Annotated in this window: 21 protein-coding genes; 11 read left to right on the top strand and 10 right to left on the bottom strand. The window is 49.4% G+C overall.

Annotated elements, in window-relative coordinates:
• The first annotated feature begins 21 nt into the window (after window positions 1–21).
• From WJM45_RS09705 to WJM45_RS09695, 3 genes are read left to right on the top strand one after another with little or no spacing between them, the layout of a single operon-like run.
• Complete coding sequence (locus WJM45_RS09705) at window positions 22–1,296, top strand: TolC family protein (RefSeq protein WP_341328736.1); 1,275 nt, start codon at window positions 22–24, stop codon at window positions 1,294–1,296.
• Window positions 1,293–3,452, top strand: coding sequence for a type I secretion system permease/ATPase (locus WJM45_RS09700; RefSeq protein WP_341328735.1), 2,160 nt, complete (start codon window positions 1,293–1,295; stop codon window positions 3,450–3,452). Before WJM45_RS09705 ends, WJM45_RS09700 begins: the two co-directional genes overlap by 4 nt.
• Window positions 3,449–4,639, top strand: a complete 1,191-nt coding sequence (locus tag WJM45_RS09695; RefSeq protein WP_341328734.1) for an HlyD family efflux transporter periplasmic adaptor subunit — start codon at window positions 3,449–3,451, stop codon at window positions 4,637–4,639. The genes WJM45_RS09700 and WJM45_RS09695 overlap by 4 nt, the downstream gene beginning before the upstream one ends.
• A gap of 67 nt (window positions 4,640–4,706) precedes the next feature.
• Here the strand turns inward: WJM45_RS09695 and WJM45_RS09690 are convergent, their stop codons facing one another.
• From WJM45_RS09690 to WJM45_RS09680, 3 genes are all read right to left on the bottom strand, one after another.
• Window positions 4,707–5,279 carry an ISAs1 family transposase gene (locus WJM45_RS09690; protein ID WP_341328926.1) on the bottom strand — a complete coding sequence of 191 codons (573 nt, stop codon included), beginning with the start codon at window positions 5,277–5,279 and terminating at the stop codon, window positions 4,707–4,709.
• A 109-nt stretch (window positions 5,280–5,388) separates the two neighbouring features.
• Window positions 5,389–6,708 (bottom strand): IS701 family transposase, encoded by a 1,320-nt coding sequence (locus WJM45_RS09685; RefSeq protein ID WP_341328925.1) that lies wholly within the window; start codon window positions 6,706–6,708, stop codon window positions 5,389–5,391.
• Between the two features lie 626 nt (window positions 6,709–7,334).
• On the bottom strand, window positions 7,335–7,808 hold the full coding sequence (locus tag WJM45_RS09680; protein ID WP_341328733.1) for a cyclic nucleotide-binding domain-containing protein: 474 nt from the start codon (window positions 7,806–7,808) through the stop codon (window positions 7,335–7,337).
• Between the two features lie 650 nt (window positions 7,809–8,458).
• Here WJM45_RS09680 and WJM45_RS09675 point away from each other — a divergent pair.
• The 7 genes from WJM45_RS09675 (at window position 8,459) to WJM45_RS09645 (ending at window position 16,746) form a co-directional block, all read left to right on the top strand.
• Window positions 8,459–11,908 carry a hypothetical protein gene (locus tag WJM45_RS09675; protein WP_341328732.1) on the top strand — a complete coding sequence of 1,150 codons (3,450 nt, stop codon included), beginning with the start codon at window positions 8,459–8,461 and terminating at the stop codon, window positions 11,906–11,908.
• A gap of 312 nt (window positions 11,909–12,220) precedes the next feature.
• Window positions 12,221–12,487 (top strand): hypothetical protein, encoded by a 267-nt coding sequence (locus WJM45_RS09670; protein ID WP_341328731.1) that lies wholly within the window; start codon window positions 12,221–12,223, stop codon window positions 12,485–12,487.
• Between the two features lie 132 nt (window positions 12,488–12,619).
• Window positions 12,620–13,153, top strand: coding sequence for a UPF0149 family protein (locus WJM45_RS09665; RefSeq protein WP_341328730.1), 534 nt, complete (start codon window positions 12,620–12,622; stop codon window positions 13,151–13,153).
• Window positions 13,154–13,175: 22 nt separating this feature from the next.
• Window positions 13,176–13,346 (top strand): SEC-C metal-binding domain-containing protein, encoded by a 171-nt coding sequence (locus WJM45_RS09660; RefSeq protein ID WP_341328729.1) that lies wholly within the window; start codon window positions 13,176–13,178, stop codon window positions 13,344–13,346.
• Window positions 13,347–14,012: 666 nt separating this feature from the next.
• Window positions 14,013–15,287: an ergothioneine biosynthesis protein EgtB gene (gene egtB / locus WJM45_RS09655; RefSeq protein WP_341328728.1), complete on the top strand. Its 1,275-nt coding sequence runs from the start codon at window positions 14,013–14,015 to the stop codon at window positions 15,285–15,287.
• Window positions 15,284–16,249, top strand: a complete 966-nt coding sequence (egtD, locus tag WJM45_RS09650) for an L-histidine N(alpha)-methyltransferase (RefSeq protein ID WP_341328727.1) — start codon at window positions 15,284–15,286, stop codon at window positions 16,247–16,249. The genes egtB and egtD overlap by 4 nt, the downstream gene beginning before the upstream one ends.
• Before the next feature lie 215 nt (window positions 16,250–16,464).
• Window positions 16,465–16,746, top strand: coding sequence for a DUF427 domain-containing protein (locus tag WJM45_RS09645; protein ID WP_341328726.1), 282 nt, complete (start codon window positions 16,465–16,467; stop codon window positions 16,744–16,746).
• 657 nt (window positions 16,747–17,403) lie between these two features.
• Here WJM45_RS09645 and WJM45_RS09640 read toward each other — a convergent pair.
• From WJM45_RS09640 to WJM45_RS09620, 5 genes are read right to left on the bottom strand one after another with little or no spacing between them, the layout of a single operon-like run.
• Window positions 17,404–19,566 carry a xanthine dehydrogenase family protein molybdopterin-binding subunit gene (locus WJM45_RS09640; protein ID WP_341328725.1) on the bottom strand — a complete coding sequence of 721 codons (2,163 nt, stop codon included), beginning with the start codon at window positions 19,564–19,566 and terminating at the stop codon, window positions 17,404–17,406.
• Window positions 19,563–20,027: a (2Fe-2S)-binding protein gene (locus WJM45_RS09635; protein ID WP_341328724.1), complete on the bottom strand. Its 465-nt coding sequence runs from the start codon at window positions 20,025–20,027 to the stop codon at window positions 19,563–19,565. The genes WJM45_RS09640 and WJM45_RS09635 overlap by 4 nt, the downstream gene beginning before the upstream one ends.
• A 3-nt stretch (window positions 20,028–20,030) precedes the next feature.
• Window positions 20,031–20,639: a nucleotidyltransferase family protein gene (locus WJM45_RS09630; RefSeq protein ID WP_341328723.1), complete on the bottom strand. Its 609-nt coding sequence runs from the start codon at window positions 20,637–20,639 to the stop codon at window positions 20,031–20,033.
• Window positions 20,636–21,739 carry an XdhC family protein gene (locus WJM45_RS09625; RefSeq protein ID WP_341328722.1) on the bottom strand — a complete coding sequence of 368 codons (1,104 nt, stop codon included), beginning with the start codon at window positions 21,737–21,739 and terminating at the stop codon, window positions 20,636–20,638. The genes WJM45_RS09630 and WJM45_RS09625 overlap by 4 nt, the downstream gene beginning before the upstream one ends.
• A 20-nt stretch (window positions 21,740–21,759) precedes the next feature.
• Complete coding sequence (locus WJM45_RS09620) at window positions 21,760–22,263, bottom strand: transcriptional repressor (RefSeq protein ID WP_341328721.1); 504 nt, start codon at window positions 22,261–22,263, stop codon at window positions 21,760–21,762.
• Between the two features lie 324 nt (window positions 22,264–22,587).
• On the opposite strand from WJM45_RS09620, the gene pap reads away from it, so the two are divergent.
• The gene (pap, locus tag WJM45_RS09615; RefSeq protein ID WP_341328720.1) at window positions 22,588–24,072 is read left to right on the top strand and encodes a polyphosphate:AMP phosphotransferase; all 1,485 of its coding nucleotides are present in this window, start codon (window positions 22,588–22,590) and stop codon (window positions 24,070–24,072) included.
• Here pap and WJM45_RS09610 read toward each other — a convergent pair.
• Both WJM45_RS09610 and WJM45_RS09605 read right to left on the bottom strand, forming a co-directional pair.
• Window positions 24,014–24,826: a lysophospholipid acyltransferase family protein gene (locus WJM45_RS09610; protein ID WP_341328719.1), complete on the bottom strand. Its 813-nt coding sequence runs from the start codon at window positions 24,824–24,826 to the stop codon at window positions 24,014–24,016. The genes pap and WJM45_RS09610 overlap by 59 nt on opposite strands.
• Window positions 24,798–25,589 (bottom strand): GNAT family N-acetyltransferase, encoded by a 792-nt coding sequence (locus tag WJM45_RS09605; RefSeq protein WP_341328924.1) that lies wholly within the window; start codon window positions 25,587–25,589, stop codon window positions 24,798–24,800. The genes WJM45_RS09610 and WJM45_RS09605 overlap by 29 nt, the downstream gene beginning before the upstream one ends.
• Between the last annotated feature and the right edge of the window lie 60 nt (window positions 25,590–25,649).

Here is a 25,649-nt window from a genome sequence, read left to right as displayed (position 1 = left end):
TCCAGCAATCCGCCATCGATCATGACCAGGAGCAAGGTGAGTCATTGCCTGGCTCTTGGTGTTTTCTTGTTACTGGCGCCATTAAAACCGGCCGGCGCGATCAGCCTGGCGGACGCGGTGCATCTGGGCCTGGCTAACCATCCGGAAGTGAAATCGGCGATGGCTAAAGTGGATCAGGCCACGACCGAAGTCGATATCGCCGAAGCCGGCTATTATCCCAAACTGGAAGCGTCGATTGGCCCGACGCAAAGCATGAGGAGTAATTTGGGCTTCAATTACAATATCGTCGCCACGCAGATGCTGTATGACTGGGGACGGGTGGAAAGCCAGGTCGATAGCGCTTCAGCAAATCTGCGGCAGCAGACCGAGTCTCTTCTGATAATGCGGGAGGACGCGGCTTTGGATATCAGCGAAATCTATCTGGATGTGCTGGCGTATGAACGGCGGATTGAGGTGGTGCGTAGCCATATCGAACGTCTGGAAGAACTGAATAAATTAAGCCAGCAGCGCAGCGATGCAGGTTATCAGGATCGAAGCGAGCAGGGCAGGGTCGGCCTGGAGCTGGCTAGAGCCCGTGAGCAGCTGGCGATAGAGCAAGGGAATTTGCAGAATGCGAAGCAGCAATATCAGGAACTGATTGGAGATCCAACAGAGACTCTGGATGAGCCGGCTCTTGAAGCGTATTCCCAAAGACTGAAAAATAAGGATGAGCTGGAGAGCGCTATTATGGATTCGCCGATTTACCGCCAGGCCAAGGAGCAGCAGGCCATCGAGGAAGCCAAGGTGCATGAAGCCGATGCGAGGCTGCTTCCACAGCTGGATTTGGAAGGCTCGGCCACGCGTCGTCCGATCGGCGGGGAAATGACCGATGACCAGATGATCTCTTTGCGCATCAGGATGGACCCCTTTCAGGGCTTGTCCAATTTCCAGCGCGCTGACGCCGCTCGTCAGCGTGTCGAGGCCGCCAAGTGGGATCTGGGCGCCAAACAGCGCGATATTCGCCGTAAGATTCTGACTTTGCTCGAGAATGAATCCGCTTTGATGGATCGCGAGCGAGCGCTTAATGAGCAAATAAAAAACAGTAGAGATGTCAGCGGAGTGTATCAAGAGCAGTTCGTCGTCGGCTTGCGCACTATGATCGAACTGATCAACATCCATCAGGAACGCTTCGAAGCGGAACGTCAATTAGTCAATCTACAATACGAGCGCAAGCGAGTGCAATACCGGGCCGCCGCTCAGTTGGGGCAGTTGGTACCTTTGCTGGAAGGGCGCTTGCCTGAAACGGTCATTCAATGAAAGATAATCACGAACTTGTTACCCCTAGCCCTAAAGCCCAGAGCATGAGGGCAGAAGATCCTCTACGCGATGGGCTGGTTTTGCTCTGCCGCCACTTCGGCCATACAGTCAGCATTGCCGAGCTTGGGGAAGGGCTGGCTTTGGAGCAGGGGCGTCTGCCGCTTGGGCTGGCTCCCCGCGCCTTGCGCCGGGCCGGCATCACCGCGCGTGTCATGAAGTATCCGCTCCAGGACATCAGTGCCAGATTGTTGCCGGCATTGTTATTGCTGCAGGATGGGCGCTGCTTGCTGCTGGTCGAATACCGCGCGGATCAGGCGCTTTTGCTCGATCCGGAGAGCAATGGCGGCGAGCAGCGCATGAGTCTGGACGAACTGAATGGCTTGTACAGTGGCACCGCTCTGTTCGCTCGCCCCCGTTATCGTCGCGATGAGCGTGCGGGCAATTTTGCCCTTGAAGAGAAGGAGCACTGGCTGAAAGGCCCCGTCAAGGCGAACTGGCGAGATTACTGTACCGCTGGGTTAGCCGCACTGATGGGCAATCTGCTCGCTATTTCCGCCGCACTATTCGGCATGCAAGTCTATGACCGGGTGGTGCCGAACGATGCGTTTGATACCTTGTGGATACTCGCCAGCGGCGTGACCGTGGCTATCGTTCTGGAATTTGTGCTGCGGAATTTAAGAGTCCACATGCTGGATGCCACCGGCAAACGGCTGGATCTGCTGTTGTCTTCCCGTTTGTTCGAGCAGGTTCTCCAGATACGTCTACAGTCCAAACCGGCTTCGATGGGCGCTTTCAGCAGCCAGGTGCGCGAGTTCGAGTCGGTGCGCGAGTTCATGACCTCGACCACGATCTCCGCTATCAGTGATATGCCGTTTGTCCTGCTGTTCATGGGCGTGATTTTTCTGATCGGCGGTCCCGTGGTTTGGGTTCCGTTTGTGGCGGTCTGGCTGATGCTGTTGCCGGGGTTGCTCGCCCAGCCCGTCCTGGCTAGATTGTCTCGTCAGCATTTGCATGAAGGTGCCATCAAGAACGGCGTTCTGCTGGAGGCTATCGAGAATCTGGAAACCATCAAGGCTAGCCGGGCCGAGGGGCGCTTGCTGCAGAAATGGGAAAATCTCACCGCTGAACTCTCCAGCCAGGAGATCAAGGCGCGCAGCATCACCACATTGCTTAGCTATGCGGCATCCATGACGCAACAATTTTGTTATGTCGGGGTGATAATCGTTGGCGTATATCAGATCAGTGCTGGCGAAATGACCGTCGGCGCACTGTTTGCCTGTTCGATTTTAGCTTCGCGCACTATCGCGCCCATCGCACAATTGGCCGGCATTCTGGCCCGCTGGCAGCATGTGAAAGTGGCCATGGAAGGGCTGGATAGTTTAATGGCTGCGCCGGTTGAGCGCCCGCATGGCCGCAGCTTCGCTCGCAACCAAGCTCTGCGGGGACACTACCGGCTCGAGGAAGTCCGTTTGCACTATCAATCGGACGGCCCGCCGGCGCTGAATATTCCCCAACTGGAATTCCTGCCGGGAACACGCGTGGCGCTGCTTGGCGGCAATGGCGCGGGCAAATCCACCTTATTGCGCTTGCTCGCCGGATTGACTACGGCCACCGAAGGGCGAATCCTGCTCGACGATCTCAGCATCGGCCAGATCGATCCGGCGGATCTGCGCCAGGCAATCGGCTATCTACCCCAGGATACCGCGCTGTTTTACGGTACATTGCGAGACAACCTGATTCTGGACAATGCCGGCCAGACGGACGATGAACTGTTTGAGGCTTTGGACGGTGTGGGCCTGGGCGCCTTTGTCCGGGCTCATCCGTTGGGCCTGGATATGCTGATCGAGGGCAATAACAGTGTGTCCGGCGGACAACGGCAGGCTATAGCGCTTGCTCGGCTGCTGTTACAGGACCCGCGTATTGTCCTGCTGGATGAGCCCACCGCGGCGTTCGACAATGAAAACGAAGCACGCGTGATCCAGTATCTGCAGACCTGGCTGAAAGGGCGCACGCTCATACTGTCCACGCATAAGCGAGCCTTATTGGCCTTGACCGAACGCGCGCTGGTTCTGCGCCAGGGGCGTGTGGTCATGGACGGTCCTCTGAGCAGCATCGTCAGCGGCAACCAGGTGAAAGTAACGGAGAGCGCGCAATGAAAGCTGACAGACCCTCCGAGTACGCACTGCTGCGCTCGCTCGGTGACCCGCAGCACGCCATGGAGCATCCTTCCGCAAGACCAATTCTCTGGACCTGTTTATTCAGCATCGTGAGCTTCGTTGCGTGGGCAAGCTGGGCCGAACTCGATGAAGTGACACGCGGCGAAGGCCGGGTCGTGCCATACAGTCGTATCCAGAAGATCCAGAGCCTTGAAGGCGGCATCCTCGAGCAATTGATGGTTAAGGAAGGCGACCTGGTCGAGGCGGGGCATCTGCTGGTCAAGCTGGATAATACTCGATTCAATTCAGCCTATATGGAGAGCAAGAGCCATTCGGAAGCCTTGACGGCCGCCATCGCGCGATTGGAAGCCGAGACCCTGAACAAGAGTAAGATCGATTTTCCACATAACATCCCTGCCAACAGCCATATTACCGCCACTGAAATTGCTTTGTTCAAGGCACGCCGTGAAAAGCATCAAGAGGCTATTCATTCGCTTCGCTCCGAACTGGAGTTGGCACGCAAACAATTGCGTGTCATCGAGCCGTTGGTGGCCTCCCGCGCCGCCAGCGAAATGGAAGCCTTGCGTTTGAGGAAGGAAATAGCTTCACTGAATGGGAAACTGTCTGAAGTCAATAGCGCCTATTTTCAGGATGCTTATACTGAATTGGCCAATAAAAAAGCCGAACTCAGCGAACTCGAACAAAATCTGTTGCAGCGCAAGGACCAGTTGAGTCGTACACAGATACTTTCGCCGGTCAAGGGGCTTGTCAATGATATCCTGATTACTACTCGGGGTGGCGTCATTCAGCCGGGTGAACCCATTATGGAGATTACTCCAATTGACGAGCAGCTATTGGTCGAGGCTAAAGTAAAACCCCGGGATGTGGCCTTTTTGGTGCCGGGCATGCCGGCACAGGTCAAGATTACCGCCTATGACTATACTGTTTACGGTGATCTCTCAGGCACTCTGGAGCAAATCAGCCCCGATACCATTGAAGAGGAAACGATCCGCGGCAAGGAATCTTTTTATAAAATATTGATTAGAACAGAAACCAACTATTTGAAGAAGGGCGACGAGATTCTGCCAATCAAGCCTGGCATGATCGCTGAGGTGGATATTCAGAGCGGCAAGCGGACAGTACTCAATTATCTGCTAAGGCCGTTGCTCAAGGCTCGTTTGCATTGAATAGTCTAGAGCAATCACCCGTTACCTGAAAGCAACGGCTGTTGTAAAAATTGACAGGGCCACCTCATTAAAAAACTTGAGCCAAAATATCCGTTAAGACAGAATCATCCCAACCAGCCGCTTTACGCATACGCTTGATGGACACCCGATTTTTTGGGACCTGTCGTATCATATTCAACGCGGCGTGACGGATAATGCCGATATTGGCTGGCGCATTATCTTTGCGTATGCGACTTTGATCTTCGCCGAAAGACATGTCCAGCACCCAATGCAACTGGTTTTCGATACCCCAGTGTAAACGCACGGCGGCCAGCATCCGCGATGCCGAGACTAATGAACTACTGATAAAGTAACGGGTTTCTCGGGTCGTCGTATCGCCGATGAGTCGCTCACTGTCAATCGCGACAATGCTGCCCAGATTTTTCCACTCCGGATGACGTCCCCTAAGCCAGTCAATATCAGTGCTCATCCGACACTGCCGGACCTCAATGCGCCCGTGGCCTTTATCAACACTTTCGGCACAGGTCATGCGGACAAGTGATGCGGGAGCGGTTTGTTCAAAATGCAGACGGACATCCTCATGCAGGCTGCTTTGGTTACCTTTAAGCGCCAACAGGTAATCGCGGGGGTGTAAATAAATTCGTGTAACCGCTTATTTTCATAGCCGTACAATACGGCAACCAAGGAGAGAAAATGAGCGACCTGATTAATTCGACTTTGTCATGTTGTTTGTATTAAAAGTCACCCACTTACTCATTTTGGACAGTTTCGTTTTTCTTGCTGGCTGATCTGATAGCCGATAAGCGCCGACGGTGGCGCTCTTTCACTTGAGCGAGTAACACAGCGAAGTCGGTTTGCTTGTTCGGCAAGCTTTTGGCTAAGAGTATTTGTATGTCATAGCAGCTCAATAGCGGATAGCTTTCCTCATGAGTCATGCGTTGCTGCAACATGAACAAGCCGGCTATCATGGCGAGCGCCATGTGTCGATGCCAGGATTGCCATTTTCGGGCTTGATAGTGCGCCAGACCGATATGGCTTTTGTGATCCTGAAAAGCTCGTTCGACCCAATATCGCTGCGCCTGTTGATGCGCCAAGGTAGACACTGCCGTTTGTGCCGGCGCGTTGCTCAAGCTGTATTTGATCTCGTCCGGCGAATCGAGCTCCCGACGGACCAATAAATGCCACTGATAAGCCGTATCGCTGCCGGCCTCCCAAAGCCAAACCCGTTGGTGGAGGACCTCAATCGTCAGCGATCCTCGACAGGTATCTCGTAGCGTCAGCCGTTGCCAAGCCGGTTCTGGCTGTTGCGCGGCCCATTCTTGGGCTTGAATGGCTTGCGCTTGGCTCTGGTAGCGAGTGATAGGTCTTCCTTTGCCTTGCTTGCGTTCCGGCAAATAGGGTTGGGGATCGTCCACATAGATCTGTTGATCTTTGTGAACATCGGCCATGAAGCGCTCGCCATCGGCATCCAGCGCACGAAGTAGATGGGGCGCGTTACCGTAGAGGCCATCGAAGCCGACCCAGTCGAAGCGAACGCCGATCGACCGCGCATGCTGTACGATCTCAAGCGCCAATTCCGGCTTGGTGCGATAACTTCGACAGTCGCGCGGTACATCGGCCTTCTCGCACCGTTCTGCGTCATCGGTCCAGGCATGAGGCAAATACAAGCGGGCATCGATTAATGCGACGCGATCGCCTTTACCTAAAGCGCCGAAAACGCCCACTTGGCAATTATCGACCTTACCCAATCGACCGTTCCATTGGCGAGCCACGCCAACCGAATGCTTTCCGCTTTTGGCAAAGCCCGACTCATCGATAATGAGCGCGGTGCCTTCGGCGCCCTCGAAGCATTGATCGGCTGCCAGGGCCGCGCGATCCATGACCGGACGGGCGAGCCAACTGGAATGCGTGAGAAAATTTTGCAGGGCCTGGTCGTCAGAGTCCGGAACCACCTCGGCCATCCGCTCCATGTTACGTTTGTTAGCTTGGAATAAGCCTTTGATGTAATGGCCGGCTTGCTTGAATACGTTATGATTCCCGGAACGAAATAAATCTTGAAACGTTCCGATAAACGAATCTAAGGACTGACAAAGCGAGAAGAGTGCTTTGTCATCTTGAATCCCGTTGAATGTTTCGTTAGTCGAGTGGTTTGTAAATCATCCTGTTGCCCTGTTTTCATCGCTCTGCGATAATGCGTGCATTATACTATATTTATATAGTATTCAAATACTTAAACATGACAAAGTCGAACTATTCAGTCCCCCGGAAATTATCGTTCCCACGCCGGAGCGCTCAACGTTATACATAAGTCAAAAATTACCGTTTTCCTTGTTCCCACCGCTCCAGCGTGGGAATGCATACCGATCTTGCCTCGGCTGACAAGGTATGGGTTCCCACGGAGGACCGTGGGAACCAGAAAACCTCGATACCATTTATTGTCACTTAACAATCTCGACTTTCCCTGACCTAGCGTTAGGTGAGGGACGATCAGGGGATCGCTCACACAGAGCATCCTGCCCCTTGTGGGAGCAACGCCTTCGTCGCGATTTCGAAGCCACTGCTGTTCAATATCCCAAGATTTATCAAACAGCACCGTTTCCAGGTATACGATGACCTCTGTTTAGGAAGTTTACCGATACTTGTGTATAACGGCGAGCGCTCTACGTCGGAACGATAGGGGGTGTGAATAATTACTTTACAAATGCCGCTCGATATCATGCGCTCTTAATCCCCAGGCCAAAAGGTTTTCAATGCGATGATTCGCACTTTTCATGCGTTCAGTCAAAATAACGAATAACTTTTTATAAAACAAATAACCGATATCGGGATGCTTGTCAAAATACGCATTTAATTTATCACCGACAATTTCCCAAGCACAACCTTCGGAAATCGCCGTAACGGTCGCGGTCCGCCGATGAATCTCATGAAGACAACTTTCGCCGAAAATGTCGCCTTCCTTAAGATCGCAGAATCCGGCTTGAAGCTGTTTTTTTTGCTCTAGGCCAACCAGTCCGGTTACCCGCAAGCTACCCTTTTCAATTACAAACAAGGTATTGCCGATATCGCCTTCTTTGACCAACACATCCTGTGCCTTGAATGCATGGCGAAACCATGACTCGCCTTCTTTGAATTCCGGGTCGGCTAATATTTCTGTTAACGTTTGATTCACTGATATACCTAACTAAATAGTGCGTTGATTATCTGTTTATCATTATACCTAAAAAGAGCAGTTGAGAACCTCAAACTACCGTTCGCCCTGAGCCCCCTTCGACTGCGCTTAGGAGAGTCCTGTCGGGGAAAGGTTAGTTTAGGGCTTCACCAAGCCGGTGAAAGTGTTGTAGACCTTTAATGCTTCGACTTGGCTTAGGATTTGATCATAAATGTTCTTGCCTAATTAATTTAGGCAAAATCGACATCGATTCAATTCTTTTTTATTTTTCAATAATCGTATAACCTATTCTTCAAATACTCGACACGGTCGAAACTTAATTCAGGAAACGATAGACTTCCGGTCTTACCGGAGTTCGTCGAAACGCTAAGGAACGAGCATGAAATAACTTAGACAACGGTTGGAAGGGGACTTGGTGGCTCGATTGACAGGTGTCGGCGGCAGGGATAGCCGCCGTCAAGCCTACACGGACGTATTCACGGCGTCCTGTCAAGCGAGTCACCAAACCGCCACAAAGCCTATTGCTTGAATAAGTTATTTTGTGCATATTCCTAAACGGTTTATTAATTTTTATCCAGAAACCGCCTGCACTCGAGATTAAATCGTGCCGTCTCGAAAACAGCCAGACTGAAACCTTGCCGGAGCCGACCATGACCTTATCAGCCACCCCCGTCCAAAATAGTCCAAATAGCGCCGAAGAACACGAAGGGCTACAGCATATCAATCTTAAGCTAGCCGCACTTAATCAACCCACATGTGAAGCCGAAGGCGATCGGCAATATCTAAAAATCGCCGATAGTCTATTAAAGAATTATTCGCAGCAACGCCGACTATTGGCCAATTACCGTTGCCCAGCGGATCAACGGATACAAGACTTTTTAAACGCTTACCTCCTCGAAAATAACGTCGACGTTTCGGTTCAGTTACCCGGCGAAACATTCATTCTCGAGCGAAAAGGTCAAGCCCGGGAATTATCCCTGCCTTATCGCCATAACGAGTTTCACTCCGCTTATGTCGACTCCTATCGTGTTTTACAAGGCGTCTTGCATAATCCTCAAAACGATCGACGGACAACTAAAGGGGTCTTTCACATAGTTGCGGGCGGACTTCCCGTGCCGGGCGATAAAAGCGAAGTACCGGTCAACGCCTATGCCGCTTTATTACAACAAGCATTGACTCCACCAAGCGATCTATTACGCTTGCCTTTCACAAGTCTACAAAATAGGCCGGCCACGCTTTGGGTCTCATTATTATTGAGACCGATCGTTCGTCCCGCAATCGAGCCAATAAGCCCGGTTAAAACCATGGAAACCCGTTTTTTCGCGCCGGGCGGATTGGTCGCTAACTTGGATTTCGTCGAATCGATCTTCGGCAATGCCGGCGATCCTTTCTTGCCGGAGAACGATGCGGCGCTCGATATCGAACATTGGACCGGACATACCGGTTGCATTATTTTAGCCCCGCACTTGGTGCATTGCCGGAAAAAAGATATCGGCCTTCCCCATTACGATGATGCTAGCGAACGCCAACGCAAAGACGGTATGTGCTGGAAACGTGAAGACGAACTTTACAACGACGGCAAACCGTTTAAATTGGTTTGTCGCAATATGCAAGGCGTCGTCGTCACCTTAATCGCCGACAATTATTTCGGTTACAGCAAAAAAGAGATCAAATCTCAAATCAGCTATTCGGCTAATCTCTTCGGCGACTGCGAGGAAGAACATGCCGGCGGCGCATTGGCGTTTCCCAGAATGAACCTTGGCGACATTTATCTACCGCATGGCAGCGATCTCGATCAACGCTATTCGTTCGATAGGCTATGCGAACAATTATCGCCGATGATTGAAAGGAAGGATGAAGGTTACGCCGTCGACAACAATTTTCCGGAAATCATATATATCCCGGCAGCAGCCGAGATCAATGTGCAGCAGCAACGAATCAGTTGGCTGCAAAACGGTCGCCCGCAATCCCTCAAACTGCTTGCCAAACATACTTATATCTATCCCAACGGTTTCAAGGTCCATATGGAACGTCATCCTCATGCGCCGAGCTGGCGTTTGGTCGGCACCCTACCCGAGGGCACATTCTGTCATAAACCCAGCACGGTTTCCGGCGGCGGTAAATCGGAAATTTCCAAATCCATAGCCGGCGCCGTCATTTCCGGAACTATTTTTGTCGAAGACTTTGAAAAAGACATGGATATCGTCGAGACTATTTTCAAACACGATTATTCGACCCGTTTCCGCGACTCCGCACGGCACGGTAGCGATAAGCGCAGCCTGCTCAGCAATCAACGCACACTAGGTTCGGTCATCAAGCTATTGACACCTTCGGTTACCGACTATTCCGATGCTTATAACGAATGGTTGGAGCAAATTCCCCAGCACATTTGGGCAATTGTGCTGATTATCAAACGCTTCTACCGTGAGGAATGGGGCGATAATTGGCGCGATCATTTTTCAGTGGACGTAGTTAATAGCTACCCCGGCAATGAACTGAAATTCCAAGGGCGCAAACTGATCGCCAGTTACCTGCGAGTCGGCTTCGATTCGAACGGTGCTTGGCGCGTCTTCAAACTCCGCCAAGATTTTATCGCTTCTGCTAAAGTTCAGATGGAAGACGACATCAGCGCTTCGACGGTAGTGCCTTCTAAGAAACTCACGGGGCTCGACCCCGATTATCGAAATTCTTCCGTAAAATTAGTCGAAAATTGCGAGCAAAGTTTTTTCCAGCGTCCAGACGATGCCGTCCATCGAGGTAGCGATTTACAAACCGAGCGTGATTTATCGGGAGGCAATAACTTTATCTCCAATTTCCAACCCCTAGCAACACAAGATGCACGGGATCTAATTGAAGATATCATTCACTTCGAAGAATTCAGCGAGCCGATGCGTAAATTGATCGAGCGAGCTGCCGAAGGACAGGATGACGAATTTTTCGTCTCATCGGCACATCCGAGATTGGTCGACGGCAAACCTAGCCAAAATGTGCGTTATCTGCAAACACGACCCGATATCGCCGATCCGAGAATGCGTTATATCGCCGAAATTTCGACTCGTTTGGCTCGAGGCCTTAATGCCGATCAATCGGTTTACTTTCCGGTCAATGCGGTTCTTCCCGGGCGCCGCAACAATCCGCAAGACTTAGCCGCCGGCATTCGGCCCTTGGCAGTTTACAACCCCATCCATTATCAAGAGTTGCCGGAACTATTCATGGATTTTGTGTGCAGTCTAACCGGCAAATCTCCTTCCACGACAGGAGCCGGATCGGAAGGCGCATTGACCAAAGGGCCGTTTAATGCCTTGAGTACGACCGCCGATCTGAATACCGCGCTAGTCTCGTTTATTTTATGCGGCTTCGACGGTTTTTCGACCGCTGCCGGTTACATCGGAACTCAGCGTAGAGTCGATCACGACATCAGTCTGTTGATTCCGGAAATCTGGTCGCGTCTACCTGTCGCCGAACGCGATGCGCGCTATTTGATCGAAAACGGCCACCTCGAAAAACTGGAAGATTTCGAATACGAAGGCAGAACAGTGTACGCAAGCAGGCTAGGATACCGAATAACGGAGCGTTTCGTGCATACCAACTTCGGTAAAGTTTTCGATTATCCAACAGCGGTTTTTGACGAAGCGATGCTAAAACCTGAAACCCAGGATCTTGCCGCTTTTGTCGACGGCATCGATAACGTCTATGAAACGCAGCAACGGGTGGCCCTGATTTATTTCCAAGACGGCACGATAAACGATGCCTGCCCACCGCTTAAAGCCCTATTACATGTCATGGCTTATGGACACTATGAAGGCAAAACCATCGACGACCCGGCGATTCGAGATTTATTTACACGAGAATCGCTACTGGCTAGCGATTGGTATCGTGAGCGACTCTCCATCAAGCATCAGCGTGATTTGGCCTTATGGCAACGTCATCGCGACATAATTACTGAACGCTTAACCGAAACAGAAAACAGCGATCCATCCGAATATTCGAAACTGGAAGTGAAGCTCGAAAAAACTGAAACCATGCTTGCCGAATTAAGCCAACCGGGCTATTTGGAAAGTTTAATCGGCACGCTAGGCGCAGACTGGGTGCATCACTAAGAAACTGGCTTTGGAGTTTAATTACACTTAACCGGAGCGAAGAAACGTTTTCATTTAAGGGCGGGGGGTTCCTCGAAGGGCACCTCCGCCACGATAAATTTACTGTGAAAGTTCGTAGCCCGTATGCAGCGTAAGCGGAATACGCGATTGCGTAACCTCGAACGTCCCTGATTGCGCTTGCGCTCCTTCCGGGCTACACGGTTAAACTTTTTTGCCGGGGCGATGGCCGGGGCTTCATCAGTGTTAGGCAAACGATTTTTGTATGAATGGTGTAAATATATCCATCATTCTGAATTGAAAGAAGGAAAATTTATGATTGGCACTATTGTCGCGCTTGCAATTGCTTATTGGTATTATCGAGACGCCGAAGCTAAGGGGCGTAATCCGTTAAAAACAGCAGGTTTGGGCTTTTTGTTTTACTTAATACCTGCCGTTTTGTGGACTTGGCTGATAACGCCGAGCCTTCGCGATGCCGCTACTCACAACCCCACAGGCTTATATGTTTTCGTATATAGCTACACCTACATATTGGTCGGAATTACTTGCGCAGCTTGGGTAAAATGGAAGCATTTCAATTAGAAAATATTGATATTTCCTTGAATGACTAAGCGATAACATCTTGAGTATAAGCCAGGTCTTTACTCTACACTGAATCAAAACTCGACCGCCTAAGTCCATAAGATATCCGACCCAAAATCCGCATCATACGAAATGATCAAACCCAAGTTACTCGCTAAATTAATCGATGAATTAAACGGCATCGTACCGGAAGCCGATCATTTCAATCTCTACGAACTGCGCGGATTTTTTTATGCAATGGCCATCACGCCGCCATCGACCCTGCCTGAACAATGGGAAAACTCTCTTTTTTACCATCGTCCGCCCGATTTCGAGCTGAAGCACATCGAAAACCTAATGTCGGCTGCATTCGATGTATACGACGCTTATGTACAATTACGAGTCTCAGGGCAACTTAAGTTTCCATTCGATATTGAAAATCTCAAAGGAAAACAATTCGATTGGGTCCGACAGTGGTGTATCGGTTTTTGGACCGGATTAGCGCTCTGCAAGGAGTTTTGGTTGGGCGATGATAAGAACACCGTTGATGCCGACGATTATTGGGACGATATTGCGCGAAACGCGCGCCTGTTTGAAGTTTTGATCAGCCGCGATTTTTCCAAGTTTCCGAATATCGAACAGATCAAAGCAAATTGTTATCGAAGAAGGCATAGAACCGACCGATGACTATCTATTTGCCCAACTACTCGTGAGAATCCCCTCCTCGGTTGAAATCTTGCAACATGTCATCGACGACATCGAAGCCGAATTAGAGGAACAAAAAACATTGGGGCAGACGGTCTCTAGGCCAAAAATCGGTCGCAATGCTGCTTGTCCGTGCGGCAGCGGCAAAAAACTCAAGAATTGTTGCTTATCCTGAAAAAACTCTTCAGCCACAAAAAGGGGTTTGGTTAGATTGATTGATGTATCCTCTCAAAACGCTCATTCCCATGCTCTGCGCTCATCGTTATACATAAGTCGAAAATTACGGTTTTGCAATCTTAGCTAATGAGGCTTCGATATCATTTTTTGTCGCCCAACGTTCCCGACTTTCCCTCACCTAGCGTTAGGTGAGGGACGACGAAGGCGTCACTCCCACAAGGGGCCGGATGCTCTTGCCACTGATATCCAATATCCGCAGATTTATCAAACAGCACCGTTTCCAGGTATACGATGCCCTCTGTTTAGCAAGTTTATCGATATTTGTGTATAACAAAAAGTGCTCTACGTGGGAATGCCGATTTAGACGCTCTGCGTCGACTGCCGCAGGCAATTGAATTAAGAAACTGAAGAGAATGCCTGGTTGCTCTTGTCGGGATTATCGAACTCTGGGGACGCAGAGCGTCCCGGGATGCATTCCCACGCAGAGCGTAGGAACGATGAACAATCTAACCTGACCCCTTTTTCTTTTTTGAAGTTAAATACTGTCGCATACACTGTTGGTTGACAAAAAAAGATCGAGCAGTACATTGCCTCAAGAAATAACGGCTTTGATTGTTGTCTGTTCTTATCGTTTGCCATTACTTAAACTACTGATTGATTCCAAATGCCATCCTCATTAAAAAATCGCCAGGCTATAACGGAAATTTCGCGGCACAAATTAATTGCAGATTACATTCGTGTCCGCAATATTAGTCTTCAAATTTGCGCACCGTTAATGGTCGATGATTATCAAATTCAGAGCGGCATTGAGATCAGTCCGCCCAAATGGCATTTAGCTCATGTGACCTGGTTCTTTGAAACCTTTCTATTGCAAGCATTCGAGTCGGAATATTGCCCTATTAACCCTCAATACTCTTATTTGTTTAACTCCTATTATCAAACGGTTGGCGCTATGCATGCCCGGTCGAAACGCGGCTTATTGTCACGTCCGACGGTTGAACAAGTGTTTCATTACCGCTCTGAAATTGATAAGCGCATCATAGATTTTATAGATAACCTCGACGAATCCCAGTGGCAACAAGCCGCTTTTCGTCTAACTCTAGGCTTACACCACGAACAGCAGCACCAAGAATTGCTGTTCATGGATATCAAGCACAACTTTTGGAGCAATCCCTTAAAACCCAGTTATCTGGAGCGCTCCCAACCGGCAATTAAAACGACCGAAAAATTGGATTGGGAGGAAAGGCCAGGCGGCGTGGTAAAGATCGGAACGAATAATGATGATGGTTTTACCTTTGATAACGAGAAGCCTCGTCACCAAGTTTGGTTAGAACCGCACCGTTTAAGTTCTCGGCTGATCACAAACAGCGATTTTCTCGACTTCATGGAAGACGGAGGCTACTCCAGATCTGAGTTGTGGCTATCCGATGGCTGGAGCCACATCCAGAATACCCAATGGAAATCTCCGCTTTATTGGGAAAACCATGATGGTTTATGGCTTGAGTTTACCCTTCATGGACTTGAGGCTATGAACCCATCCGCCCCTGTTTCTCATATCAGTTATTACGAAGCAGACGCTTATGCACGATGGGCAGGCAAACGGCTACCATCCGAAGCCGAAATTGAAACAAAATTGCTGGAAATTCCTGTTACTGGCCATTTTAGTGAAAGCGGCATTTTTCACCCGCAAGCAGGCAAAGGTCAATTTTACGGTTCGTTATGGGAGTGGACCGCATCCCCCTATCTGGCTTATCCTCGCTTTAAACCGCTCGAAGGCAGCATGGGTGAATACAACGGTAAATTCATGTGCAACCAATGGGTCTTGCGAGGTGGATCCTGTGTTACACCAGAAGATCATATCCGTCCAACATATCGCAATTTTTTCTACCCACATGATCGCTGGCAATTTTCCGGTATCCGTTTAGCGGACGACCTATGAATATATTAAGCCAAAAAGTTAGTTTCCACGATTTCGAACCTGAACAGGAAAGCTTTCGTGATGCAGTGCTTAAAGGTCTGTCGCGCCCACAGAAACAAATACCTCCCAAGTTTTTTTATGATGAAACCGGATCTCAATTGTTTGAAGCGATCCTGGAACAGCCGGAATATTACATCCCTAATGTTGAACGTGACTTGTTAACAACTTACGCGGATGAAATTAGCCGTCTTATTGAGCCGGGATCGGTATTGATCGAACCCGGAAGCGGAAGTTGCGAGAAAGTACAATTACTGCTGGAAAGCCTGCTTCCTTCCGCCTATGTACCGATGGATATTTCCCGTGAGTTTCTCAAGCAATCGGCCTACGGTTTAAGTCATAAGTATCCCTGGTTACCGATTTATCCTGCCTGCCTCGATTTTACTCAGCGGATGCTATTGCCTCATGGTATTCCCCATGGCAGGCGTGTCGTATTCATTCCGGGTTCTAGTTTGGGTAATTTTGACCCGCTAGAAGTTCAGCATTTTCTGACCGGTATACACCGGCTAACCGGCAATGGTGGTGGTTTACTAGTCGGGCTTGATCGCAAAAAGGATCCTTCAGTTTTGAATGCAGCCTACAATGATGCTGCCGGCATCACCGCAGAGTTCAATCTCAACCTGCTTACCCGTATCAATAATGAACTAGAAGGCAATTTTAACTTCGACAGCTTCGAACATCGTGCCTATTACAACGATCAGCAAGGTCGTATTGAAATGCACCTGGTCAGTAGCGAAAATCAGCAGGTTAGTATTTCAGGCCAAGACTTCCGCTTCATAAACGGCGAATACATTCATACCGAGAATTCCTACAAATACAGTCCTGATGAATTCATTACCCTGGCTAATGCCAGCGGTTTCAGATTGATCAAAACATGGTCTGATGACCAGAATCTTTTCAGTGTTTACTTTCTTGAAGCCTTTTAACCTAGAAAAAGCATTTCACCATGAAGATCATGAAGAATAGGAAGTTAATTCAATAGCTTATTACGCGTTTGTATAGAACTTTCACTCACCAAATAGGTTAGCGAGAAGGATTTGGTAAGTTCTTGGAATCCTTCATGAACTTCATGTGCTTCATGGTTAAACTGCCGAATTCAGGTTTAATAACTTGATAAATAAACACAACAAGGAGCAAAAACATGAAAGCTATCTGGAACGATGTCATCATTGCCGAAAGCGATGACACAGTAATGGTCGAGGGCAATCATTATTTTCCTGCCGATTCGGTCAAAGTCCAATTCCTTAAAGAAAGCAGCACGAACACCTTCTGCGCGTGGAAAGGTAAAGCAAGCTATTACGATCTCTGCGTAAACGATGCGATTAATCGCGATGCTGCATGGTTCTATCCCGATCCAAAACCGGAAGCGTTAAACATTAAAAACCACATCGCTTTCTGGCGAGGAGTAGAAGTTATTCAATAATAAAGGTAATTATTCGCACTCCTTATCGTTCCCACGCTCCGGCGCTCGTCTTTATACATAAGTATAAATATCTCTAATTGTGCAAAAAGTAGCGACCGAGCGCTAAATTGTTGTGTTGCCCGGAAAGGCTATTGGTATTTGAGCGTTACTGACTTCGATAGTCGCGACGAAGGCGTCGCTCCCACAGAGAGCGGCGGACGCTCTGTGGGAGCGATCCCCTGATCGCGATCTCGAGGTCGAAAGTGTTAAGTAACAATAAATGGTATCGAGGTCTCATTGGTTAAGGTTACAAAAGGGTTATACTCATCGTAGATGAAAATTCGGCCTCGGGGTGCCCGTCAAAGGACGCCGTAAACCCAGCACCTAAATTAGCTATAATATTAAACATAGCTAAAGGGCTATGGAATTTAGGTGCTGGGTAAATACGTCTCTGTAGGCTCTATGCCAGCTCCATGCTGGCAAAGCCTTTACCGGGCACCCCGAGGCCTCCTCCGGCACTGCCGAAATTTGAAGTGCGAAAGGTATATTTTTGACTTATGTATAACGATGAGCGCCGGAGCGTGGGAACGATAAAAAAATGCGGAGAGCGCTCTTCAAGATACGCCGACTATTTTATCGGAGCCTTTTTTTGCTTTTTGGGTATGCCCCCTGCGGCGTTCAAAAAGTATATTGCGAAAGAGGCAAACTCCTTACCCGTTGCCCTGTCAATTTAAACAGAGCATTACAAACCGCAGGGGCGATAGGCGGGGTGCCGGGCTCTCCGATACCGCCGAGCGGCTCGCCGCTATTGATAATTTCGACTTCGACATCGGGCATTTGATCAGGCCGCAAGATCGGATAGTCGTGAAAATTGCTTTGCATCACGCGGCCTTTCTCGAGGGTAATTTCCTCGCTCCATGCTGCCGACAAACCGTAAACAATACCGCTTTCCATTTGCATTTTAACGATGGCCGGATTTACCGCAAACCCACAATCGACCGCGCACCAAACTCGAACAACCTGGATATCGCCATCGTCAACCGCCACTTCGGCCACCTGCGCGACGATGCTGCCGAACGATTCATGCAATGCGACGCCCATCGCATGCTTGACACCGTTTTCGTCTTGCCATGCCTCGGATTTCCAATTTGCCATCCCGGCAGCGGTATCGAGTACTTTTTTAAAACGCGGTTGTTCGGTTAACAAGTTACGGCGAAATTCGACCGGGTCGGCACCTGCCGCATGAGCCATTTCATCGATGAACGACTCTTTGAAGAAGGCGTTCTGCGAATTCCCGACTGAGCGCCAGTAGCCGATCGGCAAAGGCTTGACCGGCACATTGACCAGTTCGGCGCGCTTATTCGGTATCGCATAGGGTTGATGCGGACCGCCTTCGAAGATGCTCTCGTCGATAGTAGGGTCTTTTAGAAACTCGGGATTGAGACGGCCCGACGGGCCCTCGCCCGCCGTTGTAATTTGAATCGCGAGCGGATTATTTTGGGCATCGAAACCGGCCCGGTATTTAGCTGCGGTCATCGGGCGATAATGGTCGTGTTGCGTGTCTTCCTCGCGCGTCCAAATAACTTTGATCGGCCTGCTCGGAAGTTTCTTGGCCAGCGTTACCGCCTGCGCGGTATAATCCATGATGAAGCGCCGTCCGAACCCGCCGCCGAGAAAAGGGGTGATTACTTCGATAGCATCCAATTTTAGACCGGTAATTTCGGCTGCGACCTTGGCGACGAAATCGGCGCCTTGATTCGGCGCCCAAACCTTGCAATGATCCTTCGTGACCAGCGCGGTGCAGTTCATCGGCTCCATCGTTTGATGCGCAAGGAACGGCGCATGATAAACGGCCTCAATAGTTTTAGCCGCTTCGGACAAGGCCTTATCGGCATCGCCGATATCTTCGACCCTGACTCCCGATTCGTTCAACGCGGCTTTAAGTGTTTCCAAATACGTCTTCGATGAGAAATCGGCATTATCGCCTTCATCGAAGGTCACCGGTAATTGTTCTAAAGCCTTTTTGGCTCGCCAATATTGATCGGCAATCACGGCGACACCGTTCGGTATCTCCTCGACCGCGACTACGCCCGGCATTTTGAGCACTGCGTCTTGGTCGTAGGATTGGACCGAACCGCCGAATACCGGCGATTGTTTGACCGCGGCATATAGTAGTCCATCAACCTTGATATCGATACCGAACACGGCTTCTCCGGTGGCTTTAACCCGATTATCGGTTCGTTTGACCGGTTTACCGATCAGCCGGAAAGTGGCATCGTCTTTTAACGGCACGTCTGCGGGTATATCCAGTTTAGCCGCCAAGGGCGCCAATTCGCCGTATGTCAATTTTTTTCCGCTCTCGCGATGAATAACGACACCCGGCTCTGTCGTACATTCGCCGGGAGCTACGTTCCAGGTGCCAGCGGCGGCTTCGATCAGCATCGCCCGTGCGGTCGCACCGGCTTTTCGCATGGTCATATAGGACGAACGCACGCTGAAACTGCCGCCGGTAAAACGCGTCGTATTGTTGAACATGATGCGGTATTCCGGCCCGTGCGGCGCCTGCACGACCTTGAGCATCGCCATGTCGGCATCCAGTTCTTCGGCCATGATGGCAGGTATTGAGGTATATGTCCCCTGCCCCATTTCTATGAAAGGATTTTGAAAAATCACGACGCCGTTTTCATCGATTCCGATGAAGGCATTGATCACGCCTTCACCTTGTTCGTCAACCTTGGCGCAACCGGGCAAGGATATCCCTAACACGAATACGCCGGCGCCGGCCGCGGCGGCACCCAGAAATTGACGGCGCGTCATCGATAGATTCGATAAAGTGCTCATGACTGCTCTCCTTGAAGTTGCGCCGCTTGTTTGACCGCTTCGAATATTTGCAGATAGGTTCCGCAACGGCAATAGTTGGTCATTTTCGACCGGATTTCATCTTCGCTCGGATTCGGATTTTCCCGTAGCAAGGCGGCAGCCGCCATGATTTGACCGGGCTGGCAGTATCCGCATTGTGATACATCTTTATCGATCCAGGCTTGCTGCACCGGATGCAGACCTTTTTCCGACGCTAATCCTTCGATGGTTGTGATCGCTTTATCTTTAGCCGCACCGAACGGCATCATGCAGGATCTTACCAGCTCGCCATCGAGATGGATGGAACAGGCGCCACACATCCCGATACCGCAACCGAATTTGGTTCCGGTTAAACCGGCGATATCGCGGATAGCCCACAGTAAGGGCATATCGTCTTCGGCGTCCAACTCGTATTGCTTACCGTTTATCATCAAGGTCGTCATCGTTCACTCCCCGGCATCGTAATGGCCGCTTAGGTGGTCGAAATCTTCCCTGGTATCAATATCGAGTTCCGCTTCGGGTAAAGGAATTTTCTGAAGTTTATCTTCAAATTGCAACAACAGGCTCTTCGCGCCCCGGTCGCCCCGAAGGGAGCGCAACGCGCCGAAAAAAGCCGACGGAAATAGCGCCGGAACGCCGACCGTATCATGATACTGACTTACGGCAATACAGGACGGTTCAATTCGCCACTGTGCCAACAAGTTCTGCATCGCTCTATAACCGACCAAAGGTTGATCGGATAATAACATCAATACGCCGTCGGCGTTAACCGGCAAAGAGTCAATGCCGGCTCGAATCGACGAAGCAATACCTGTTTGCCAGTCCGGGTTAACAACTGCGACAACCCCGCTCAAGTCGATCTTTTCTTGTATCGTTTGTGCTTGCGACCCCAGAATCACAATGACACGTTCATTCAGTAATGAACGAGCGTTTTCGATTGTATTGCCGAGCAAGGTTCGACCGCGCCATTCGAGGAGTTGCTTAGGGCTGCCCAGTCGGCGGGATGCGCCGGCGGCTAAAATTACTGCATATATATTCTCAAAATCAAGACTCATAGGGGATGGCAATCTTTAAGGCCGAGTTGTCCGCCGTCTCGTCCCTTCAACGCGGCGTGAATACCGGCCATGATCGATAAGGCAATTTCCTCGGGCGTCTCGGCGCCGATGTCCAAACCGACCGGACCGAATACCTTGGCGGCAATGTTCGGTGCATCCGAGCCTAAACTATCTAGGAGTCTATCCCTGCGATGAACAGGACCCAGCAAACCAATGAACGGGATTCGGCTAGTCGCTATGATTTTTAAATAGCGTTCATCATATTCGATACTGTGAGTCATCAACACGAGCGCATCGAATCGATCCAATGGCAAACGCTCGTGCAAATCTTCGGGCATCGAATGGAGTAAAGCATCGATCTTTGGAAATCGTTCGGGTTTAACATAGCCCGGCCTATGATCGACGATCGTGACACGCCAACCGAGTGCTTTGGCGAATTGCACGACCGGGAGTGCATCGGCTCCTGCTCCCAGCACCAGAAGTTGCGCTGAGGGGCGAATTAAGTCGAAAAACAATTTAACGGCATGGCGCTCGATCAAACAGGCATCTAGCGTGGATTTGCGCAGCCTCCAAGTTTGTTTGGCCGCCTCGGTGATCGATACGGTAGTATTGCCCTTTTGGCTAAAGTCGTCTAATTCGAATCCAGCCAGAAAAAAACTATCGCCGATTGAGTAATCGGGATGGTCGGATTCATAAACGGTCGCCAAAATACCGGCCGTATGACTTTCGGATGCCTCTACAATTCTGTTCAACGGGTAAAAATCATTGTCGGCTTTCAACAATTGCAACAATATCCTTACCGCCCCGTTGCAGCCCAAACCCAGACCCCAAACCACATCGTCGGGAGAACGCATGTCGTAGAATAGCGTTTTGGGATTTTCGGTTTCGAAAACCGTATGCGCCTGTTCGACCAAATCCCGTTCAAAACAACCGCCTCCCAACAGGCCGTTTAACTCGCCATTGTCGGCAATCAGCATTCTGGCACCGGCTTTTTGATAAGTTGAACCAAGGGTTTCGATAATCGTCGCCAAAACAACATTTTCCGTGTTATTCCGTAATCGCCAATAAGCGTTAGTCAAATGATGGGTATTACGGGTCATGACAGTGATCCTAGCGGCTATTATATAGCACCATTGGCGCAATGCTTGCAGATGCCGTGAATTTCAAGCGTTTTACGTCGCGCGGTAAATCCTGCTTGCTTCAATTCATTCGCCAAACTGTCCATGACCGGTGTCGCCGGTCTTTCTTCGATCTGACGGCAACCTTCGCAGATCAATAGCAATAAATCGTGTTTGCCTTCAACATGATTGCAGCCGATAAAAGCATTCATGCTTTCGACTCGGTGAATTAATTTCTGTTCGATCAAAAAGTCCAGCGCGCGATAAACGGTCGCCGGTTTTGCCGAATCGTTGAATGGTTTGATGCGGTCCAATAAATCATAAGCCTTGACGGCCTCGTGGCTATCCCAAATCAACTCAAGAACCTTATGACGTATCGGCGTCAATTGCGCGCCTCTCTCCAAACATAGCTTTTCCGCTTTTTTTAAGGCTTCCTGCTTACAAGTTTTATGATCATGGTTAAAGGTTTCGGCACAGGCCTGTTTTGAATCGCCGGTTTGAGACATTAATTAACTCCGATTTTTTGCGGAAATTATACATTATCAGTGCAGTCTTTGCGGCACCGGAGTTAGAACAAGCTTTCATGATAGTATCGATATGAACTATAGTAATTCTAAAATGCCGCGACTCCTTAGATTGGCGCATTATATAGAAATCTAACTCCGATATGGTAAGTATTCAGACCCCGTAGGCAAATTACCGCAATCCAGGCGTATTGTTGGCATCCCCCTTTGAAAAGTGGGATTGAGGGGGATTTATTTATAAAATCTCCCCTAGCCCCTCTTTTTCAAAGAGGGTAACTGAATACTTACCCGATATGAGACTCATCCATGTTTGAAATTGCCGAGCTGGGTCATACCCTAAAAAAATCAGAATACAACGAACAAATTCCGGAACTCAGAACCCAGTTGTTGCTGCTTCAACAAGAACTCGGCACTTGCGATTTTCCTGTCATTATTCTTATTTCCGGAGTGGACGGCGGCGGCAAAGGCCAAGTCATTAATTTACTGAACGAATGGCTCGATGCGCGCCACATGGAAACATTCGCCTTCGACGAGCCCAGCGATGAGGAAAAAGAACGGCCTAAATATTGGCGCTATTGGCGTTCGCTGCCGGCTAAGGGAAGAATAGGCATCTATGTCGGTTCTTGGTATAGCGACCCGATATCGCATCGAGTCTATGGAGACATTGACGATAGTCAATTATCGGTGGAACTCAAGCACATCAACGAAATGGAACAGTTACTGATAGACGATGGCGCGCTAATCATTAAATGTTGGCTGCATTTGAAAAAAGAAACGCAAAAAAAACGTCTCAAAGAACTTGAAAAAGACCCGGAAACCAGTTGGCAAGTTACCGAGCGAGATAAAAAGCACCTGAAACTGTATGACGAGTTCGTAGAAATTGCCGAAAATGTATTGACAACAACCAGCACAGGAATCTCGCCTTGGCTGGTTGTCGAAGGAACCGATATTCGTTACAGCAGCTTGACAGTCGGGCAACATGTTTTGCATAGAATCCGTCAACATATCGACAGCCGTAATGGAAAATCGGAAAACATAAACGGCATCTCTTTCGTCAATATCAACCAGCAAAGCTTACTGGACACGTTGGATTTATCGCTCGAACTCGACAAAAAAGATTACAGCGATCAATTGCTGCACTACCAGGGTAAATTGAATAAATTAGTCAGAATGGCACGAGAACAAAAGCGTTCGACAATACTGGTTTTCGAGGGTTGGGACGCCGGCGGCAAGGGGGGAGCCATTCGGCGCATTACATCTGCAATCGACGCGAGAAGTTACCGCGTTATTCAAACCGCCGCGCCGACCGACGAAGAAGCCGCGCATCATTATCTATGGCGATTCTGGCGGCATATTCCTAGAGCGGGTAAGGTCACTATTTACGACAGAAGCTGGTACGGGCGTGTTTTGGTCGAGCGCGTGGAAGGCTTTGCAACCGACAAGGAATGGATGCGCAGCTATTCGGAAATCGTTAATTTCGAGGAAGCATTGATCGAACATGGCATTCTATTACTGAAGTTTTGGCTGCACATTGATAAAGACGAACAACTTAAACGTTTCAAAGCCCGCGAGCAAATCAGTTACAAAAAACATAAAATCACCGAGGACGATTACCGCAACCGGGAAAAATGGGATGATTATAAAATCGCGGTCAATGAAATGATAGCGCGAACAAGCACCCGCGCCGCTCCTTGGCTAATGGTCGAAGCAAACGACAAACGCTATGCGCGAATCAAAATCTTGAAAACCGTTTGCGAGAAACTGGAAGCGATGCTGGAACCTGGGAAATAAGCGATTCGGCACGAAGCGCCTCAGTGATGCCGGCATGCGCCTCATAACTTAAAGCCGACCGGCTTTTATCGGCCATTTCGAGAACAGGCAATATTTTGATGTGGGCCTCTATCTTTCTAAGTTTCAGCATTTTGAATAAATGCGGAATAAAATCGTCGTCGCCGATAAATGGCGCTAAGGTCTTAGATTGACCTTCATAACGAAGCGCTACCGGCTGAATTGCCGAATGAGTCAATAAGGCCGGTTGCAGCAGCGATGAATGAAACGGTAGAACACTTGAACCATCCGAAGTCGTCCCCTCCGGAAATGCGAATACCTTGCTGTTTTGTTTCAATAACCAGCTCATTTGTTCGGTAGTGGCATGAATCGCCTGCTTGTCCCCTCGCCGAACGAATATTGTCCCAGCCTCTTTCGATAAATACCCGATAACGGGCCAATCGAGAATATCGTTTTTAGCGACAAAATATCCCGGCAAATGCTGTCCCAACGCGATGATATCGAGCCAAGAAACATGATTACTGACAACCAACGCCGGTCCATCGGCCGCCTGTCCTTCGATAAGGACCTCGAGATTTAAAATCCGCCTGAAGACTTTGAGCCAAGCCAGCTTGATTCGGTTCACCCTTTCCCTCGCTTTAACCGGACGGCATGACCGATTGATAACCGGAAACACACCCAGAACGATCACGAAACCGGATAAAAACAGCAAAACAATTAGTTTGATTTTATAGAGCTGGCGAAGGGTAGCTATCATTGATTGAGTAATCGGGTTTTAAATAATGTTTTGAATAGCGGTCTTCCAGTTGCGCCAACGGCAACAAAATAAACAAATCCATGACGTTGAAATCTTCGTCCCAAAAAGGACGGCCGCAAATTTGCACACCGAAACGTAAATACGCTTTCAACAAAGGCGGAATTCCCGACTCGTCGCGTTCACAACGTAAGTGCTCCGGCACTTCGATTAAGGGGGCTACCGCCAACGCGTCTGACGTCTTGTTTTTTGCATCGATCGCTCGATAGACCGCATCGACCGCATAACCGCTCGGTCCCGGCGAAATACTCGCGCACCCAATCAAATAATGGTAACGGCCTAACTGAGCATACTTTACTAACTCCGACCATAGGGTTGTTAATACCACGCTGCCCCGGTATTTCGGGTCGACACAGGTACGGCCTATTTCGAGAAAGCGTCCAGGCAAAGTCAGTACTCGATCCAGATTGAATTCTTTTTGCGAATAAAAATATCCCAATTTGCGGGCTTGTTCTTGATTTAGCAAGCGTGTATAGCCTACAATTTTCTCATTTGTCGTATCGACCACGACCAAATGATCGCAAAAATCGTCGATTTCGTCATAGTCTAAGCCTTCTTTGTCGGTTTTGAGTCTCGCCCCCATTTCCTTGGCAAAAACCTCATATCGCAATCGCTGTGCTTGTTTGATCAAAGCCTGATCGTATGTGACAAAACAATCCAGTCGTCGTGCAGGACTAACCCTTATCTGTGTATCGATTAATTTCATAATGTTGGCCGCAAATGCTTTATTTATCGATAAGATAAATAAGTAATATTGCAATTTCGC

This window comes from Methylotuvimicrobium sp. KM2 (assembly GCF_038051925.1).
In the GTDB taxonomy this organism is placed as follows: Bacteria; Pseudomonadota; Gammaproteobacteria; order Methylococcales; family Methylomonadaceae; genus Methylotuvimicrobium.
This window is presented reverse-complemented; position numbering and strand designations above follow the sequence as displayed.

Coding starts and splice junctions, on each gene's coding strand:
- WJM45_RS09705 (WP_341328736.1), top strand. CDS start 22: ATGACCAGGAGCAAGGTGAGTCATTGCCTGGCTCTTGGTGTTTTCTTG.
- WJM45_RS09700 (WP_341328735.1), top strand. CDS start 1,293: ATGAAAGATAATCACGAACTTGTTACCCCTAGCCCTAAAGCCCAGAGC.
- WJM45_RS09695 (WP_341328734.1), top strand. CDS start 3,449: ATGAAAGCTGACAGACCCTCCGAGTACGCACTGCTGCGCTCGCTCGGT.
- WJM45_RS09675 (WP_341328732.1), top strand. CDS start 8,459: ATGACCTTATCAGCCACCCCCGTCCAAAATAGTCCAAATAGCGCCGAA.
- WJM45_RS09670 (WP_341328731.1), top strand. CDS start 12,221: ATGATTGGCACTATTGTCGCGCTTGCAATTGCTTATTGGTATTATCGA.
- WJM45_RS09665 (WP_341328730.1), top strand. CDS start 12,620: ATGATCAAACCCAAGTTACTCGCTAAATTAATCGATGAATTAAACGGC.
- egtB (WP_341328728.1), top strand. CDS start 14,013: ATGCCATCCTCATTAAAAAATCGCCAGGCTATAACGGAAATTTCGCGG.
- egtD (WP_341328727.1), top strand. CDS start 15,284: ATGAATATATTAAGCCAAAAAGTTAGTTTCCACGATTTCGAACCTGAA.
- WJM45_RS09645 (WP_341328726.1), top strand. CDS start 16,465: ATGAAAGCTATCTGGAACGATGTCATCATTGCCGAAAGCGATGACACA.
- WJM45_RS09640 (WP_341328725.1), bottom strand. CDS start 19,566: ATGAGCACTTTATCGAATCTATCGATGACGCGCCGTCAATTTCTGGGT.
- WJM45_RS09635 (WP_341328724.1), bottom strand. CDS start 20,027: ATGACGACCTTGATGATAAACGGTAAGCAATACGAGTTGGACGCCGAA.
- WJM45_RS09630 (WP_341328723.1), bottom strand. CDS start 20,639: ATGAGTCTTGATTTTGAGAATATATATGCAGTAATTTTAGCCGCCGGC.
- WJM45_RS09625 (WP_341328722.1), bottom strand. CDS start 21,739: ATGACCCGTAATACCCATCATTTGACTAACGCTTATTGGCGATTACGG.
- WJM45_RS09620 (WP_341328721.1), bottom strand. CDS start 22,263: ATGTCTCAAACCGGCGATTCAAAACAGGCCTGTGCCGAAACCTTTAAC.
- pap (WP_341328720.1), top strand. CDS start 22,588: ATGTTTGAAATTGCCGAGCTGGGTCATACCCTAAAAAAATCAGAATAC.
- WJM45_RS09610 (WP_341328719.1), bottom strand. CDS start 24,826: ATGATAGCTACCCTTCGCCAGCTCTATAAAATCAAACTAATTGTTTTG.
- WJM45_RS09605 (WP_341328924.1), bottom strand. CDS start 25,589: ATGAAATTAATCGATACACAGATAAGGGTTAGTCCTGCACGACGACTG.